Consider the following 16068-nt stretch of genomic DNA (forward strand, 5'->3'; position numbering starts at 1 on the left):
GAACACCACACGGCACCGGACCTGTGGCTCTGTTCGCTTCCAAGAGCAGCATTTGTCCACGGATTTTTTGAGCGGCAGCTGACGTATCCGGCAGTTGGTGTTGATCACGGGAGGCAACGGCGCCGGAGGCGGGCCACCACGTGGACGGTCATGCTGCGGTCGCGTGTGGGGTCTCAAAGGCACTGGCAACAAGGCCGGACGGTCCGTGGCATGGCTTGACGGCGGTCGCGGAAAGCTCCCATAGGCGGTCATTTGTCGCCCCGCCGGCGGCCACGAATTTCCCCAATGGCGGACAAATAACTCCCCGCGTGAACGGTTCCGATCGCGGTCGGCGACGGTCGACCGGTGAAGAACGACAGGGAGATCATGGACATCCTTGAGGCATACGACCTCACGGGGAGTTACCGGGCTGCGGCTGCGCTCGCGGGCTGCGACCACTACACGGTGGCCCGGTATGTGAAGTTGTGCCAGGCCGGCGAGAACCCGGTCGAGCGCGAGCATCGCGCGCGTCCGGTCGACGCGTTCATGCCGAAGATCGAGGAGTTGGTGGTCCGCTCCTTCGGCCGGGTCCGGGCGGACGTGGTGCACACGCGGATCACCGCGATGGGGTTCACCGGGTCCGATCGGACCACGCGTACGCGCTGACCGACAACGAGAAGACCGTCACGCTCGACCACGTCGCCGGCGTCGCGGTCCGCAATCCGGAGATCGTCGAGGTCGGCCGGCACTACGGCATGACCGTTCGCACCTGCGCCCCGGCCGACCCGCAGTCCAAGGGCGGGTCGGAGGCCACGGTCCGCATCGCAAAGGCGGACCTGGTGCCCACCGACGCGAACCTGCGTGAGCACTACAGCGGTGCTGTGCTGCACCAGCCGGGCCAGGCCAACTCCCGCGTGAAGGCTCTGTACAGCCGACCCGCCAGACCATACCCGCGTTCGCAGAGCCGACCCGCGTGGGCGTCGGTAACGAGAATTCCAGGCAGGCACATCCCCGCGTTCGCGGGGCCGACTTCGCCGACCGCGTCGACTGGCTGACCCTGGTCTTCCTGCCGCCCCATGCCCCCGATCTCAACCCGGTCGAGGGCGGTTGGGCGCACCTGAAGAGCGGGCCCCTGGCCAACCTCGGCGCCCGCACCCTCGACGAACTCGTCACCGTCGCCCGCCAAGGCCTGCGGCAGATCCAACACCACCCCGCGCTCCTCAACGGATTTCTCGCAGCCACCGACCTGATATGACAACCACAACAACCCAATCCGCAAAGATCAGTAGGCGTCCTTCAGCCTTGTCGCAGCACGGCGAGTGCGAAGGCGAGGCGGCGGTCGAGCCAGGCAGTGGCGGGGCGGTAGGCCCTGACGCCTTCGAGATAGCCGGACGTCATGACCACCTCGTCGTCGGCGCGCCAGGTCACCGTGTTCTGTTTGGTGGAGCCGGAGCCTCCGTCGCCCGGGCCGAAGATGGCGGATTCGACGACGCCGCCCACGATCCGGCCCACGCTCGAGACACCGCGCGAGGCGACGTCCTTCGAGGTGCCCTTCGCCCACGCATAACCCGCCACGATGTCCGGGTGTCCGGATTGACGGATCCACCAAGTGTGCTGGATTGTGCGTTTGTGGGCGGGCGTGCGGTGTATATGGCCGAGTTCGCGGTGACGGGCGTCGGTCACGCGGTAGCGCGCGTTGTCCTCGGGGTCCGGTGCGACAGCGCAGACGAGCAGGTGCGGGTCGCGAGCGTCGCGCAGTAGGAAGGACGAGACGTCCGGGTCGGGCTGGGTGACGAGCGCGGCGGGCGCGAAGTACTCGGCAGCGCCGTACGGGTAGGGAAACCGCACGGCGAGGTCGCCGGTCTGCGGTTTGCGCGCGCGTCTCGCCGGACGGACCACGTTGCCGACGACGAACGGCGCGTCGCGGTCCCAGGGCATCGGCTCCACGGGGGGCTCCACGGTTCGTCTTCCGAATGCCATCCGCCCGCTCCTCACTGGTGTCTGCTCGGTGCCGCCACTCCTGGACTCCGAGGTCTCATCATGGCGTAGTTCTGGCCATCGTGATCTTCGGGGTCCGAAGTGGGGCTACTCAGGGGACTGCCGCGTCCACTGGCTCATCCTGAGCTTGCTCCGCTTAGTAGTTGAGGTCAGCGTGGCCGGCGACGGTCATCCTCGTCCGAGCTTCCCGTGCACTCGACTACGAACACTTGTCGCCTGTGCGGCCAACTACGGGACCGCAGGAGGTCGGGGACGTCGGCGATGGGTTCGCCGCCGTATGGGCGGCAGCCGACGGCCGGCCCGTGCAGGTGCTCCATCGTTGCCCAGTCCACCGCGTCGATCAGGGCGGCGACGGAGTCGGGGTTGGGCAGGGTCGTGTCGGCGAGCATGTCGGGAGCATTCGACACCAGGGCACCGGCACGGTCGTTGGGCCAAAGACGCGCCATCGCCCGATGAACCCCAGGGCCTCCCACCGCGACCACACACGGCGCAGCGGACGACGCCGTCGGGACCGGGCCGGCACAGGGCCGGACGACTGCGCAACGAGGACCGCGAACGACACGGGCGGCGTCCCGGGCTCGTGCCGGAGGAATCGGGCCGGCGCTCGACGCGGCCGGCGCCGTCGTGGTCGGGATGCGGATGGCCGGGCCGTCGGGGTACGGCCGGGTCGAACGGTCGACAACCGACGCGCCCGGCGTGGTTCGCTGTCGGGCGAGCGGAAACCGCTGCCGACGGCAGCTCGGCATGCGCCGGTGAGGCCGTGTCGGTCCGAGGGCTTCGTGTGCGGTGGGGTGTGAGGTTCGCAGTGAGGTGGGGGCTTTGGTACCGGTGGGGGTGTTTCGGGTTGCCCCGTTGAGGGGTGAGACGACGTGGTCGTTCGTGGGTCGGGTCGCCGGGTGTTACGGGCTGGACGTCGACGCCCTGGCGGGTCGTTGGCAATGGGTCACCTATCGCCCCCGGCACGGGAGCGGGGCGCGACGGGCGGACGCGGAGGTAATCCTCGACACGGCGCGGCAGCGGACGTTGGCGCGGTTGTGCAGGGTCGAGGAGGGGGTGCTCGCGCGGGCGTTGCCGTCCTGGGGCCGGGAAGAGGACGAGGTTGCCGGGTGGGGCACGGCGGGGATGCCGCAGGGGATGTGGCGGGTGGGCGGCGCCGTGGTGGGCCCGGTGGCGTTCGGGTGTCGATTGTGTGCGGCGCGGCGTACCGGCGGGCCGGTGCGGGTGGTTCGCTACGCGGCGCGGTGGGAGCGGGTGTGCGTGCGGCACGCGCGGTGGAGTCTGGACGCGGACGCCGACGGCGTGCCGGAACACCTGGACTTGCGTGAGGTCCCGGAGGTGGTTGAGGCGCAGCGGTGGTGGGCGGGTGTGGTGCGGCGGGCGGTGCGGCGGGCGGTGCGGGCGGGGGTGGATCCCGGGGAGGTGTTCGGGGTCGCGTGGGCGGTGGTGTGCCGGTGGTGGGAGTCGGCGCTGTCTTGGGAACGGGAGGAGATCTGGCCGCGGCGGCTGCACGCGGTCGCGGGCGGGGACGCCGGGGGTGATTTCTTGTGGTGGCGGGTGGTCGGGCGGGACGCGGTCGTCTTCCCGGAGGTGGTCGCGGTCGCGGACGCGCTGCTGGATCCGGTCATGGCGGAGCGGTTGTGGCGCGACGGCGGTGCCGGGTGGCCTCGGACGTTGCCCTCGGACGGGGCGTTTTACCGCGAACTCGGGGAACGGGTCGGGCGGCCTTGGCTGGGGCCGGTGATCGCGGCCGAGGACGGCGGGCCTTTGATCGCGTGGATGGGCGCCGCGACGGCGTGGAGGTGCGGGTGCGGGTGTGGGGTTCGGGTGGGTGGACGACCCGTGGCGGGTGCGGCAGGAGGATCGACCGGCGACCACGGCCGCGCTGCTGCGGGTCTCTGGGCAGGGAGCGGAAGGCGGGCGGCTCGGGGACGCTGTGGCGCTCGACGGTGCCGGCGGAGGAACGCATGCTGATCACCGAGCTCGTGGATGGTGCGCAGGAACAGTTGGTGCAGCTGCGCGGGGCGCAGATCGGCAGTACCGCGGACGCGGCCCGGCATCTGTTGGGGAACCTTTCCTGGGGTGTCGAATTCCTCGACCGGGCTCTGTGGCGGACCGCTGTCGCGGCGTTGAACGCCGGGGTTCCCTTGGAGGACGTCGGCGGCTGGGCCGGGTTGTCGGCCGCGGAGTTGACGGACGCGCTCACGGCCGGCCAGGACCAGGAAGACGACCACCGGTAGGCGCGGGGCTGGCCGTGTTCGGCCTGATCGAGGTGGTCGACGCGTAAGGGTGGGGTCTGGCAGGCGCGGCTTTATCACGGACCGGTGTGTGCGTGGGGTGTTCGTACGGGAGTGCGCTCGTTCGGGTGGTGATGGGGTTCTCTGTCTTTCTGAGGATTTCTCGCGTACGACGTGTATGGGGCGACGTTGCCAACAGCCTCCGACAACGCACATGGCGCCCGCCGGGCGTCGATCAACGACACATCTCGACCAACGTCTCCATTGATCCAAATGAAGCTGCCCAGCCTCACCCATCGCGAAATCTGAAATCTATTGCCAAGGGTGGATTCCTTGATCTGCGAGGGCTTGTTCGTCGTCTTCGTGGAGGAACCTCGGTTCGGACCATCCCGCCAACGACATGTCGCTGAGCGGCCAACGTTCGAAGTCGTCGTGGAGCAGTTTCACGAGGAATTCGGACATGGTGCAGTGGTGGATCGTCCACGCCAAGTCAGCGCGTGCGTATACGGCGACGGGCCACGTGTCGGGGTCCGGATCCGAGGTGAGCCAACACAGAGTGTCGGCTTGGGCGCCCTCGCCCCACAGGAGCATCAGGTCGAGCCCGTACCTCGTCGCGTGGGTCGGGTCTCGCCATCGGTTCACGGACGGTTCTGCGAGTGCGTGCGGCGCGAGGCGGGTCACTCGTGTGTGGACCGGGTCCGCGTGGATGCCGGGGGCGCGTATGTCGAGCTGTCCCTCGATCGAGCCGCTGCCGAGTGAGGTGATGAAGCGCTTGTAGTCGCGCGGCAAAGGGGTTCGGTGGAATTCCTCGACCTCGGCCCAGTCGATGTCACTCCCGGCGGTTTCGCCCATGGGGGTGAGGAGTTCGAGAAGAACCTCGATCGGCCTTCTGGGGGGAGGGTTGTTCATCTATCCCATCCGGTGGTCAGGGAACGCGGGTTCCGGAGTGTGCGGCCGTTCATCACATGGGTCGTACATGCGGTGCGGCACGATTTCGTCGATGCCGATGCGGGGGCCTCCGATCGCTCCCGGGTGTTCGCACTTGGAGGGCGGGGGGCTGCTTTTCGTCCCTCGTACTGCGGAACAACGCGGTGGCCACCGATCGGCGTGGTGTCCAGCCGCAGGCGTTTGCGCCACGAGCCGCCCGGTCTGGTGGAGCCGGGCCAACCCCCGGGAGACGAATCCTCGACCCGTCACCGCGAGGTGGTGGTCCCCCGCCGGGATCGGCCACTCGGCGGGCATCAGGGGCGGCGACTCGTGGTGCGGGCCGCCGTCACCGATGCGCAGCGCGGTCTCGAACGACTGCTCCCGGATGTGGGAGTAGTCGTCGTCGGGTGGGGCGGACCACGCCTCCGCGCGTGGTGACGTCCCGAGGTTGTTCTGGTGTGGGGGCAAGACCACGACCCGACTCGTGTCGGCGGCGATCCCGTCACCGGCAAGGGCCCGGCGCAGCAGCTCCGATTCCCGATCCCCGTCGTACTCGTCCGCTCGCGCAACGGGAATTGTCCGTAGTCCAGCGCGACCACGTCATCCCGAGCTGTGACCGCATCCGGCATTCCCGCTCCTTTGGCGTCCGAGCCGTCGATCGTGCGTGTTCGTGACTTTGCCGGCCGACACCGACACGGACGCCTCGGGGTGGGTTCCGGCGCGATGGCGGCGGGGCTGGTCGAGGTGCGGCTCGGCAAAAGTCGACGCATGCCGTGGAGTTCACTCGAGGATCTCGCGCCCGGGTACACCGTCGGCGGCGAAGACATCGGCGCCTGGGCGCAGCGGCAGCGCACAGCAGCCGTCCGGGCCGAACTCGAGCCCGGGCAGGTACGGCAACTCGACCGACTCGGGAACATGCTCAAGGATCTGGGACAGGTCCGCTTGTGGCTGTCGGCCGAGGGGCTGGCGGCGACCGACCTCAACGAGGAGCGGTTGGCGAAGTTCCTGGCCGCGCGCCTTGACACTGGCTGCCGAAGGGTTCCCGGGATACGCGGAATAGTGCCGCTGCTGAGCTATCTGCGCGAGATCGGCATGGTCGCGGCGATCGAATCCCCGCCGACGCCACTGATCGCTCTGCCGGAGCGGTACCGGTCCCGGATGGAGACGGAACGAGGCCTGGCTCCGGCCACGGTACTGCGTTACGAGAACGCCGCACGGCGTTTCCTGGCTGAACAGGCAATGACCGACGGGGCGTTCACGCCGGAACGTCTGGGCAGGTCGGACATCAACGCGTGGCGGAAGAAATCGGCCCCGAGGTCGACCGGGACAATCCGCGGCCGGGACTGCGCCGGTGGGTCGCGGTGAACACCACCCACACGGAATCGTCGGCGTGGAAGGAGGCTTGGGCGAGCACGCACTACGACGGTTGCGTGACGCTGACGGCGGTGGTCGGCGGTCATCCCGTCGGCCGCACCGAGTCCCTCGAAGGCTGGCAGGTGCAGTCCTCCGCGGTGGAAAGCGCCGTCGCCGACTTCATGGCGCTCGTCCGGGTCACAGCCCGCAATCTGGCCACACCCGAGTACGACGTCAGCATCGGCATCGCCTGGTCGGGCGATACACCCTTGGTGTTCGGATCCGCGGACGCCCTCAGATATATGTACGCAGGCGCCTTCACTCCGCTCCACCACTACACCCCGGTGACCGTTACGGTGGCCGCCGACTCCGACGACATCGACTTCCACTGGCAGGTCCACGACCTCGCTCAGGACTGCATCAACCAGGGAGGCATCGCGCGACCGGAGATGATCCACCCTCCCGCACGCAACGACTGACCCGCACCGCCGGCCCGACAACACGGATCATCTGTCGTCCTTCGACACGTGGTCGTGTGGCTGTGTTCCCACCCACCACTGTCCAGCTGTCGCCGTGTGCCTTCGACGCGGGACCAGCGGGAAGTTGTGCTGCGGTGGGGCGTGGCTGTGCCGCCCGAGGCCGGATCCGTCCTCGATGCTGCGGTTCGACCGGGCCACGGGTCGGTCAACGCTGCTCTTCGTCGAGTTCCAGACGTTGGCGTGCGATGCGCGCGTTGTCGAGGGCAATGTCGGCCTGGGGCGACGCGCCGGCTTGGGTGAACAAGTCTGCCGCCTCCTCGTGTGCCTGTTCGGCGGCCGCGAAGTCGGCGAGCTCGACCGACAAAAGGCCCAGTTCGTTGAGCACCACGGCTGCCGCGAAAAGGTCATCCTCCCCGCGGAACAGGACCAGCGCCTGTCGCCAGGCGTGCACGGCCTCGTCGTATCGACCCGCTTCGCCAAGGGCCCGGGCTTGACCGTCGAGCGACCGGGCCAGGGCGCGGGTGCGGCCAAGCTCGCGGTTGATGCGGGCGGCTTCCCCATGGGCAGCCAGCGCCTCATCGAGACGTCGGCACTGGCGCAGGATGAGGCCGAGGTTCTGCCACGAGTCCGCTTGCCCTTCGAGGTCGTCCATGTCCAGGAACAGGGCGTGTGCGGCGCGGTGGGCGTCCTCGGCTTCGTCGAGGCGTCCCAGTTCGCCGAGGGCAATGCCGAGATTGTCCAGGGCTGTGGCCTTGCCGTGGCGGTTGCGATGCTCGCGAAAGATGTCCAGTGCCTCGCGGTGTGACCGGACCGCTTCGGTAGAACGTCCTTGCTGCCGTTGGACCACGCCGGTGTTGTTTCGGGTGAGTGCGAGATTGTGCGTGTCACCGAGTTCCTCGAAGATCCTCGCGATCCCTGCGTAGGTGGCTTCTGCCTCGGCGAGTTCTCCTCGTTGTCGCTGGATGATCGCGATATTTCCCAGGCTCATGGCTTGGGCTCGGCGATCCCCGCTCTCGCGAGCCTCGGCCACGGCTCGGCGATACGCGGCCATGGCCTCGTCGTGGCACCCGGTGGCGAAGCGGATCAACCCCAGGTTCCCCCAGGCCTTGGCCTTCAGTGCGGGCTCGTCGAGTTCACTCGCGAGATCGAGGGCGCGCTGCTGGTGCTCGAGGGCTTCGGGGAAACGTCGGCCGTGGCGCAGGGCCAGGCCGAGTTCGGCGTGCATGTTCTGTTGCGCGGCGCGGTCGTCGAGGCGGCGGGCGGTGGCGAGGCCGTGGTCGGCGAGGGTGATCCACGCCTCGACGCGTCGGGCGCGGACGAGGTACATGCCCAGGCAGGCGGCGAGTTCGACGGCGGCGCCCGGATGGCCGAGGGCGTCGGCGTGGCTGGCGACGGCGAGGAGGTTGGCGCATTCCGCGTCCAGCCAGGCCATGGCCTTGCCCACGGTCTTGAACTGCGGCGGCGCGGTGACCGGTCCCCCGAGGTGCGGCACTGCGGCCCGGGCGTGTCCGCAGTAGTAGTGCAACAGTCGGGCGACGGCGGGGGTGTCGTCTGTGGGGGCCTGTTCGGTCGCGTACAGGCGCAGCAGGTCGTGTATGGACCAGCGTTCGTCGTCGATGTCGAGGAGGTGTCGGCGGGCCAGTTCGCGAAGGACACGGTCGGTGTGTCGTTCGGTGGTGTCGAGCAGCGCGGCTGCCGTGAGGGTGGAGATGTTCGGGCCGGGGTCGAGGGCGGTGAGGTGGAAGGCTCGGGCGTGTTCGGGGTCGAGTCGGCGGTGTGAGAGTTCGAACGCGGCGCGCACGGCCAGGGGGCGGCCTTCGGCGTCGTGGTCGTCGTAGGCGACGGTGTCCAGGCGGTGTGTCTCGTCGGCGAGGTCCTCGGCCAGGGAGGCCAGGGTGCGTCCGGGGTCGTCCAGGAGCAGCGCGGCGACGATCCACAGCGCGAGGGGCAGGCCGGCGCAGGCGTCGGCGATCGCCGCGGCGGCTTCGGGTTGGCGGTCGACGCGGTCGTCGTCGGGGTCGGTGGCGCGGAGCAGTGTGGTGAGCATGGCCGTCGCATCGCCCTCGGACAGTGGATCGAGGCGCACTCGGGCGGTGGAGGGGAGCGGGAGGGTTTTGCGGGAGGTGACGATCATGCGGTGGGGCGTGCCGGGGCGCAGGGTGTGGATCTGTTCGGTGTCGGCGGCGTTGTCCAGGATCAGGAGCAGGCGGTGTTCGGGGGCGGTCCTGCGGGCCAGCAGGGCTCGCCACGCGTCGGCGCGTTCCGCGCCGGGGCCGGGGATCTCCGCGTCGGGGTTGAGGTGTTGGAGGAGCCGGGCGAGGATCGCGTCGGTGTCGGGGCCGTCGCGGTCGTTGTAGGCGTGGAGGTCGATCCACACGATGCCGCCGGGGAACCGGCCTTGTTCGACGGCGTGGTGCGCGGCGCGCTGCACGAGGGCGGTCTTGCCGACACCGGGCATCCCGGTCACCACGCTCGTGTCCGGGGCCGACGAGTCCAAGGGGTGGTCGGGGTTGAGGAAGTGGTTGAGTTGGTCGAGTTCGTCGTTTCGGGCGACGAAGTTCGAGGGCGCGCGCGGCAGCACCACGGGTGGCGGGGGGGGTCGGGCGACGAGGTCGGGGGCGAAGTGGTTGGGCCTGTGTCCGTGGGCGGGGAGGTGGCGCTTGCGGTGGCGGTTTCCTGCAGGAGACGGCGCAGAGTGGTGAAGGTGCGGTGGTCTGCGGTGGTGGCCTTGAGGATGCCGAAGTGGTTGCCCGGCAGGGCGGCGGCGTCGCGGAAGAAGGATCGGGCGGAGGTCACCGAGACGACGCCGTCGCTTTCGCCGGCGTAGACGGAGAACGGGATGGGACAGGTCCGCTCGGTGACCTCGGATGCGTGCAGCACCTGGTTCACGATGGTCCGGCGGGTCTTGGCGACCTGGTCGTTCAGCGGCCGGAGTTCCCTCTCCTGCGGGTTCCTGCCGCTGCGGCCGAAGATCTCCCGGCGCAGTGACCACGCCAGTTCGGAGCCGTCGTTGGGACAGGCCAGCATCACCACCCGTCGGATCCGGGCCAGTTCCCGGCCGTGGCCCTCGTCGAGCATCCGCGCCAGGTACCGCTGCGCGACCAGGCCGCCCATGCTGTGCGTGACCAGCACCAGGTTCTCGAACGGCTCGCCTTCGGTCCGCAGGTATTCCTTGAGGCTGTCGGCCACGGTGTCGATCTCCGGAAGCACCCGCAGTGGCCTCCACGCTTTGAGGCCTGTCGAGTAGCCGAAAGGCAGCACCCGCACGAAGTCCAACGATCGATCCTGCGCGATCCGCTCCCGCAGTGGCTTCCAGGTTTCCGGCTTGGACCTGAACCCGTGGATCAGCACCACACCCAACCGTCCGTCGCCCACCAGCAGCCCCCCACCACTCACGCGGACTGAACACGCTATCCGCCGACCGTCCGCCCGCGCTGCCCGACGACACGATCGGCCGGGTGCCGTCGGGCGATGCCCCAGGCGCGGCAGGCCGCGGTGTTGATGACGCTCTTTGAAATCGGCCACCGGATGCTCAGGGTGGGACAAACCTGCTCAGGTGATCTCCCCACCCGTCAGGTGGTCGTGATCAGCGTGATCGTCCCCGGCGCGGATCAGGAGCCCGTCCAACCGGGGAGCCTCAGCTCTTTCTGACCGCCTCGCCCACTTGTGCCGGTGAGGTGCGCCAGGGGGCGCCGTGGCCCGGGAGCACCCAGGACGCCGTCAGTCCGGCGATTCGGTCGAGGGAGGCGAGCGCTTGGGCCGGGTCGTCCGTGAAGGGCGCGGGTTGCGGGCCGGCGCGCCCGGTGAGGACGTGCCGGGTGGTCAGGGCATCACCGACGAAGACCGCGTCGGCGAGCGGGACATGCACCGCGACGCTTCCCGGGGAGTGTCCCGGCATGCCCACGATCGCCGGAGTCCCGGGCAGGTCCAGGACATCTCCGTCGGCGATCTCGGTTACCTCGCCGACATAGCGGGCGCGTAGGGCGTTCTTGCTGAGGGAGTACCCGAAGAATCCGAGCGTCGGCACCAGACGCATGGGGCCGAACGGGGTCTTGGGTTTGTCTCCCGTGCGGGCGCGGGCGGCGTCGGCTGCGTGCACGAACACCGGTACGCCGTGCTCGCGTCGCAGGCGTTCGGCGAAGCCGATGTGGTCGGAGTCGCCGTGGGTCAGCACGAGTCCGCGGATGTCGTCGGCGGACTTGCCCAGGGAGCGGAGCTCACGCTGCAGGTCCCGCCAGTGGCCGGGCAGTCCCGCATCGACGAGTGTGATGCCTTCGGCGGTGTCGATGAGGTAACACGCCACCACATCGTTGCCGAGGCGGTGCAGATGGGGTGCGAGTTTCATTGCGTCTCTCCCGGAAGCGAAGACTGCGGGCCAGCGATGGCTATGCTACGTAGCTATGATGGCTAACATCAATAGCTTCGGTTCGAAAGGATGGACTATGCCGACCCCGGAGAAGACCTCACTGATCAGGATCGTCGCCGCCGGCCGCGATCTGCTGGAGGCGGGCGGTCAGCACGGACTGACGATGCAGAGCGTCGCCGAGCGGGTGGGAGTGCGCGCTCCGTCGCTGTACAAGCACGTCGCCGGCCGTGCGGCCCTGCTGTCCGCCGTGGCCGAGGCCACCGTCGACGACCTGGCCGCCCGGCTGAAATCGACCGACGGCTCGCTCGAGGAGTTGGCACGCGGCTACCGGCGGTTCGCCCGGGCGCGGCCCGAGGGGTTCCGGCTGATGCACTCCGCGCACGTTCCCCCCGAGGTTCTCGCCCGCGCGGCCAGCCCGATGCTGCGCGTCTGCCGGGAACTGGTGGGCGAGCGGGAGGCGCTCGAAGCCGCGCGGCTGGTGACGGCTTGGGCCACCGGCTTCGTCGAGATGGAGCTCAACGGTGCCTTCCGACTCGGGGGGGATGTCGACCGCGCCTTCGAGTACGGCCTGGTCGGCATGCGCCGAGCGCTTACGGGCGATCATCAGGCCCCGCCCACCCGACAGTCGCCGGGCCTTCACTTGCGCGACGGCCGCCTCCGTTGAAACCTGAAGCAAATGGGGCGAAGAGCAGCACTGGCCGTTTTCAGAGATCCTCATCAGTGTGGAGGTGGGCGTTGCGGCCGCGCACTACGGTTTGTTCACAGCATCCAGGTGTACGCACGCCCGTCGGGGGCGGCGAGGCGGACGTGTTGGCCGGTCGGCCCCGCCTCGAGGGTGAACCACTCGCGGCGCGGCCGATTCAGCTCCAGCCACAGGCGGTGCGCTCGCTCGATCGGCGCCCACAGGTCCCGCCCGCCGAACCGGGCGACCTCGGCGCCGTGGTCGGTCTCGGTGACGGTGGCGGCGCAGCCGTCGGGGGTGCACAGGGTGGTGGTCTGGCGGCCGTCGGTGTGGGTGAACGTGCGGGTGGTGTGGGGGTCGAGGTGAAGTTGGGCGAAGAAGGAGAAGGTCCAGTCGTCCAGGGTCTTGGGTGTCAGCGGTGAGGTGCGGGTCTCGTCTGCGGCGTGGCCGGCCTGCGGGTGGGCGGGCCGAGGGCGGCCTTCGGCGTGGTCGGTGTCGGGCAGGAGCGGCATGAAGGCGGCGGGGGTGTGCATGAGGCGGCCCGCCGCGGTGCCGTCGGGGAGTTTCTTCAGCCAGGCGATCGATCCGCCGGCGAGGGTGCCCTTGAGGGGGACCACCAACACCGCGCCCGGCGCGCACTGTTCGATCCACGCCCGGGGGACGCGTGGGACCGAGGCCGTCGCGATCAGCCGGTCGTACGGGGCGTTCGGGGCCCAACCGGTCGTGCCGTCGGCCGGAACGACGTCGGGGGTGAATCCCGCGGTCTTGAGACGTTCGCGGGCGGTGTCGACCAGGTGCGGGGTGTGGTCGACGGTGGTGACGTTGTCCGCCCCGACGAGCCGGGAGAGCAGGGCGGTGTTGTAGCCGCTGCCGGTGCCGATCTCCAGCGTGCGGGCGCCCGGGACGGGGTCGAGGGCGTCGAGCATGTCGGCCATCAAGTCCGGCGCGGTCGACGACGACGTCGGCACCCCGGACACACCCGCGGGCGGGGCGTGTTCGGCATGGACGCCGTCGACCTCGGTGATCAGCGACTCCCCCGAGTACACCGCGTCCCACCAGGCACCGGCGCCGCGGTCGGGGTCGGGGTCGCCCTCGGAGGGGGCGGACCAGGGGATGAAGCGGTCGCCGCTCTCGCGGCGGTAGAACACCGGGGTGAAGACATGCCGGGGGACGTTGAGGAACGCCTCGGCGATCCGGGACGAGAGCACGACGTCGCCGGAGGCGATGCGCTCCACCAGGCGCACTCGGGCGGCGATCAGGGCCCGGTCGTCGAGGATGCTCACGTGGTTCCTTCGAGGTAGTCGGCGATCGCCGCGGTGATGGGTAGCCCGGTGGCCTGTTCCACGAATCCGTATTGTCCGGACGGGTTCACCTCCAGCATCACCCACTCGCCGGTCGGGGTGACGACGAAGTCGAACGCGCCGTACGGCAGACCGAGTCTGTCGAGCACCGCCAGGACGCCCCGGGTCACCTCTGGGGGCGGGTCGCAGATCTTGTAGGTGAGGTGGTCGTAGTCGCGGCGCCAGTCGACACGTGCGGCGTCGGAGCCGGCGTGGATCTCCGTCGCGAACACCCGACCGGCGACGACCGTCAGACGGCACTCGTAGGCCTTGGGGACCGCTTCCTGGAACAGGTGCGCGGTGGTCGCGATCGCCGGTTCGTCCAGGGCGGCGGGGTCGACCACGCTCGCGTACACCGCGACCGAGCGGCCGTCCACCACCCCGCGGACCGGACCGAAGGGCTTGTACATCACCGGGCCCGCGACCTCGGCCGCGAACGCCCGCGCGGCGGCCGGGTCGTTGGTGATCAGCGTGCGTGGCACCCTCATGCCGCATTCGACGGCCACGCGCAGCTGGAGCGGCTTGTACTCCGCGTCCGCGGCGCGGCCCGGAGGCGGCAGCCACCGGCAGGGCAGGGCGGCGAGGAGTCCGCCGAAGCCCAGGCGGGCCTCGCGCTCCGCGACCCGCAGCGCCGGCACCGACATGCCGGCGGGGAAACGCGGCCGAGTCGGACGGCGGTAGTAGACCGAGCGCACCTCGGCAAGGTCCAGCTCGCGCCGGTCGTTCCGTAACGTCCCGGACCAGGCCGTGCCGTCGAACGACGCGGCCAGGGACAACTCCATCGGGAACTCGGCCAGGTCCGCGCGAAAGACTGGAACCGTTCGCCGGTTGAGCTCCTCCACCACCAGATCCGCGGTCGGATCGAAACGACCCGACAGGACCAGGACATGGCCCTCGCGGCGCAGCGGCGGGGGTGGGGATATGGGTGGGTTGCCGGGTTCAGTCGTCACTGGTGCCGGGGTCGTCCGGGGCGTCCATCTGGCCCGACGGTTCGGTGGGGCCGTAGGTCTTGGGCGGGTTCTTCGTCATGTACACCCCGGGTGGGAGGTCCTCGTATGCCCCGGTCTGCGCGTCCTCGTCGTAGGACAGATCCTCGGGGAGGACGCCGTCGGTACCGGTGACCGTCACCAGGAACCGGAACGCGAACGGCACCGGACCTTCCCGATCCGACAGGTCCGGCAACGGCTCCACCCCCGACGGATTCACCGGCAGACGCGACTCCGGCGCGTCCAACGCCCATCCCACGGTTGACCGTTCACGTGCACCCGTATCGGCCACGGCCGTCCCCTCCCCGCGGTGCTGACGGTTCGAGCGTGCACACCCACACACCGCCACCACAAGAGGGGCAGGGGACAGGCACGACCTCGCCTTCGCGGGCGGGCATTCGCCATGGAGATTTCTCGACCGTGTTGCGCGGCCCTCTCAACCCCTGCGACACCGCAGGTCATCTGCCCTCTCGGCCACAGGCACACCGAACTCCCTGCAGCAAAAATGTAGGTCGCAGAGTGCAGCACAGTCTTCTCAATCCATGCCGCACCGCAGGTCGGACCACCACTCGACGGACTCGGCGTTGAGACGACACACCCCCGAATGCCGGACGAGACCACCACCGACGCCCCACCGACCCTCGAACAGGGGCGGAGCACCCGAGACCCCGGAAGCGGGAACGAGCGGCGCGGGTTGCGCGATACCGGCGCCGGACGCCGATTCGTCCGTCTGGTGGCCCTTGACTTTCCCGGTGGGAAAGTCGGATGCTTACTTTCCCACCAGGAAAGTGAGGTTCCATCATGACCGACACCGCTCCGGAGCAGGCCCGCGCCGCGCTGGACGCCGTCGACCGTGCCCAGCGCCACGTGGCCGACGAAGTCGGCCTGCCCCGCGGCTACTGGTGGGCGATGGCCGCCGCCTGGACCGTGCTGGGCGTGCTCGGCAGCGTATGGCCGTGGCTGGGCGGAATCGCAGCCGCGGCCTTCGGCACCGGTCACGCGATCGTCGCGACGCGCCTGCTCGGCGGACGCCGACGCACCGGCCGAGTGCAGGTCAGCACGGCCGTCGCCGGGCGCCGCACCCCGCTGGTGGTGATCGGCATGCTGGTCGTACTCGTCGGCGCCACCATCGCCGCCGCGCTTGCACTGGACGCCGACGGCGCGGAGCACGCCGGCATCTGGGCCGCGGTGCTGGTCGCCGCCGTCATCGGCTTCGGCGGACCGGACATCCTGAGCGTTCTGCGTCGGTGGGCACGGGCATGACGGCGCCGCGGTTCGACGAACTGATCCACCCCAGCACCCGGTTGACGCTGGTGGCGACGCTGGCCGCCGCCGACTGGGCGGAGTTCGCCTACCTCAAAGACCAACTGGGGCTCTCCGAATCGGCGCTGTCCAAGCAACTCGCCACCCTCGAAGAGGCCGGGTACGTAACCACCGAGCGCCGCCTCAGCAGCGGTCGCCGCAAGGTGCGCGCCCGCCTGACCGGTGCCGGCCGGAACGCCTTCGACGGGCATGTCGCGGCGCTGCAGGCCATCGTCGCCGGCGCCACAAAGCCCACCGAGAGTCCCGCTACCCGCTCCTGACGCGGCCACGGCCGCGCATCCGGCGCACCACTCGCCCGGCGCACGCCCCGTCGGACCTGTTGGAAACCCTCCTGATCGGCCGCGGCGACACCGATCACGGACCGTGACGCGTATCCGGCGACCGCTTCGAACACCGACGAG

Annotated in this window: 17 protein-coding genes and 1 pseudogene; 9 read left to right on the forward strand and 9 right to left on the reverse strand. The window is 69.8% G+C overall.

Annotation, left to right across the window (positions count from 1 at the left end; all coding sequences use genetic code 11):
- Nucleotides 1-345: 345 nt before the first annotated feature.
- Nucleotides 346-851 (forward strand): annotated as a pseudogene (locus tag OG928_RS00185) (IS21 family transposase); the annotation flags it as partial.
- Between the two features lie 101 nt (nucleotides 852-952).
- Nucleotides 953-1234 (forward strand): transposase, encoded by a 282-nt coding sequence (locus OG928_RS00190; RefSeq protein ID WP_406277231.1) that lies wholly within the window; start codon nucleotides 953-955, stop codon nucleotides 1232-1234.
- A 41-nt stretch (nucleotides 1235-1275) separates the two neighbouring features.
- Here the strand turns inward: OG928_RS00190 and OG928_RS00195 are convergent, their stop codons facing one another.
- Together OG928_RS00195 and OG928_RS00200 are read right to left on the reverse strand one after the other, a co-directional pair.
- The gene (locus OG928_RS00195; RefSeq protein ID WP_406277234.1) at nucleotides 1276-1926 is read right to left on the reverse strand and encodes a hypothetical protein; all 651 of its coding nucleotides are present in this window, start codon (nucleotides 1924-1926) and stop codon (nucleotides 1276-1278) included.
- Between the two features lie 200 nt (nucleotides 1927-2126).
- Nucleotides 2127-2366, reverse strand: coding sequence for a hypothetical protein (locus OG928_RS00200; protein ID WP_406277237.1), 240 nt, complete (start codon nucleotides 2364-2366; stop codon nucleotides 2127-2129).
- Between the two features lie 463 nt (nucleotides 2367-2829).
- Between OG928_RS00200 and OG928_RS00205 the strand changes: the two genes are divergently transcribed.
- Together OG928_RS00205 and OG928_RS00210 are read left to right on the forward strand one after the other, a co-directional pair.
- Nucleotides 2830-3948 (forward strand): hypothetical protein, encoded by a 1119-nt coding sequence (locus tag OG928_RS00205; RefSeq protein WP_406277240.1) that lies wholly within the window; start codon nucleotides 2830-2832, stop codon nucleotides 3946-3948.
- A complete protein-coding gene (locus OG928_RS00210; protein ID WP_406277243.1) occupies nucleotides 3942-4214 on the forward strand; it encodes a hypothetical protein in 273 nt (90 codons plus the stop codon). The genes OG928_RS00205 and OG928_RS00210 overlap by 7 nt, the downstream gene beginning before the upstream one ends.
- A 309-nt stretch (nucleotides 4215-4523) precedes the next feature.
- On the opposite strand, the gene OG928_RS00215 is transcribed toward OG928_RS00210, so the two are convergent.
- Nucleotides 4524-5120, reverse strand: a complete 597-nt coding sequence (locus OG928_RS00215) for a hypothetical protein (protein ID WP_406277246.1) — start codon at nucleotides 5118-5120, stop codon at nucleotides 4524-4526.
- A gap of 726 nt (nucleotides 5121-5846) precedes the next feature.
- On the opposite strand from OG928_RS00215, the gene OG928_RS00220 reads away from it, so the two are divergent.
- Nucleotides 5847-6503, forward strand: coding sequence for a hypothetical protein (locus OG928_RS00220; protein WP_406277249.1), 657 nt, complete (start codon nucleotides 5847-5849; stop codon nucleotides 6501-6503).
- Complete coding sequence (locus OG928_RS00225; protein WP_406277252.1) at nucleotides 6500-6970, forward strand: hypothetical protein; 471 nt, start codon at nucleotides 6500-6502, stop codon at nucleotides 6968-6970. The genes OG928_RS00220 and OG928_RS00225 overlap by 4 nt, the downstream gene beginning before the upstream one ends.
- Nucleotides 6971-7175: 205 nt before the next feature.
- Here the strand turns inward: OG928_RS00225 and OG928_RS00230 are convergent, their stop codons facing one another.
- From OG928_RS00230 to OG928_RS00240, 3 genes are all read right to left on the reverse strand, one after another.
- The gene (locus tag OG928_RS00230; protein WP_406290695.1) at nucleotides 7176-9551 is read right to left on the reverse strand and encodes an ATP-binding protein; all 2376 of its coding nucleotides are present in this window, start codon (nucleotides 9549-9551) and stop codon (nucleotides 7176-7178) included.
- Nucleotides 9434-10366, reverse strand: a complete 933-nt coding sequence (locus tag OG928_RS00235) for an alpha/beta fold hydrolase (protein WP_406277255.1) — start codon at nucleotides 10364-10366, stop codon at nucleotides 9434-9436. The genes OG928_RS00230 and OG928_RS00235 overlap by 118 nt, the downstream gene beginning before the upstream one ends.
- A 241-nt stretch (nucleotides 10367-10607) precedes the next feature.
- A complete protein-coding gene (locus OG928_RS00240; protein WP_406277258.1) occupies nucleotides 10608-11315 on the reverse strand; it encodes an MBL fold metallo-hydrolase in 708 nt (235 codons plus the stop codon).
- A 97-nt stretch (nucleotides 11316-11412) separates the two neighbouring features.
- On the opposite strand from OG928_RS00240, the gene OG928_RS00245 reads away from it, so the two are divergent.
- Nucleotides 11413-12000: a TetR/AcrR family transcriptional regulator gene (locus OG928_RS00245; RefSeq protein ID WP_406277261.1), complete on the forward strand. Its 588-nt coding sequence runs from the start codon at nucleotides 11413-11415 to the stop codon at nucleotides 11998-12000.
- Nucleotides 12001-12095: 95 nt separating this feature from the next.
- Here OG928_RS00245 and OG928_RS00250 read toward each other — a convergent pair whose 3' ends face one another.
- From OG928_RS00250 to OG928_RS00260, 3 genes are read right to left on the reverse strand one after another with little or no spacing between them, the layout of a single operon-like run.
- Nucleotides 12096-13301, reverse strand: a complete 1206-nt coding sequence (locus tag OG928_RS00250; RefSeq protein ID WP_406277264.1) for a methyltransferase domain-containing protein — start codon at nucleotides 13299-13301, stop codon at nucleotides 12096-12098.
- Entirely contained in the window at nucleotides 13298-14308 is a 1011-nt protein-coding gene (tgmB, locus tag OG928_RS00255) for an ATP-grasp ribosomal peptide maturase (protein ID WP_406277267.1), read from the reverse strand. The genes OG928_RS00250 and tgmB overlap by 4 nt, the downstream gene beginning before the upstream one ends.
- Entirely contained in the window at nucleotides 14298-14564 is a 267-nt protein-coding gene (locus tag OG928_RS00260; RefSeq protein WP_406277270.1) for a hypothetical protein, read from the reverse strand. Before OG928_RS00260 ends, tgmB begins: the two co-directional genes overlap by 11 nt.
- A 581-nt stretch (nucleotides 14565-15145) precedes the next feature.
- Here OG928_RS00260 and OG928_RS00265 point away from each other — a divergent pair.
- Nucleotides 15146-15607: a hypothetical protein gene (locus OG928_RS00265; protein WP_406277273.1), complete on the forward strand. Its 462-nt coding sequence runs from the start codon at nucleotides 15146-15148 to the stop codon at nucleotides 15605-15607.
- On the forward strand, nucleotides 15604-15927 hold the full coding sequence (locus OG928_RS00270) for a transcriptional regulator (protein ID WP_406277276.1): 324 nt from the start codon (nucleotides 15604-15606) through the stop codon (nucleotides 15925-15927). The genes OG928_RS00265 and OG928_RS00270 overlap by 4 nt, the downstream gene beginning before the upstream one ends.
- The last annotated feature ends 141 nt before the right edge of the window (nucleotides 15928-16068 follow it).

Origin of the sequence: Embleya sp. NBC_00896 (genome assembly GCF_045207785.1) — a bacterium.
Classification (GTDB): domain Bacteria; phylum Actinomycetota; class Actinomycetes; order Streptomycetales; family Streptomycetaceae; genus Embleya.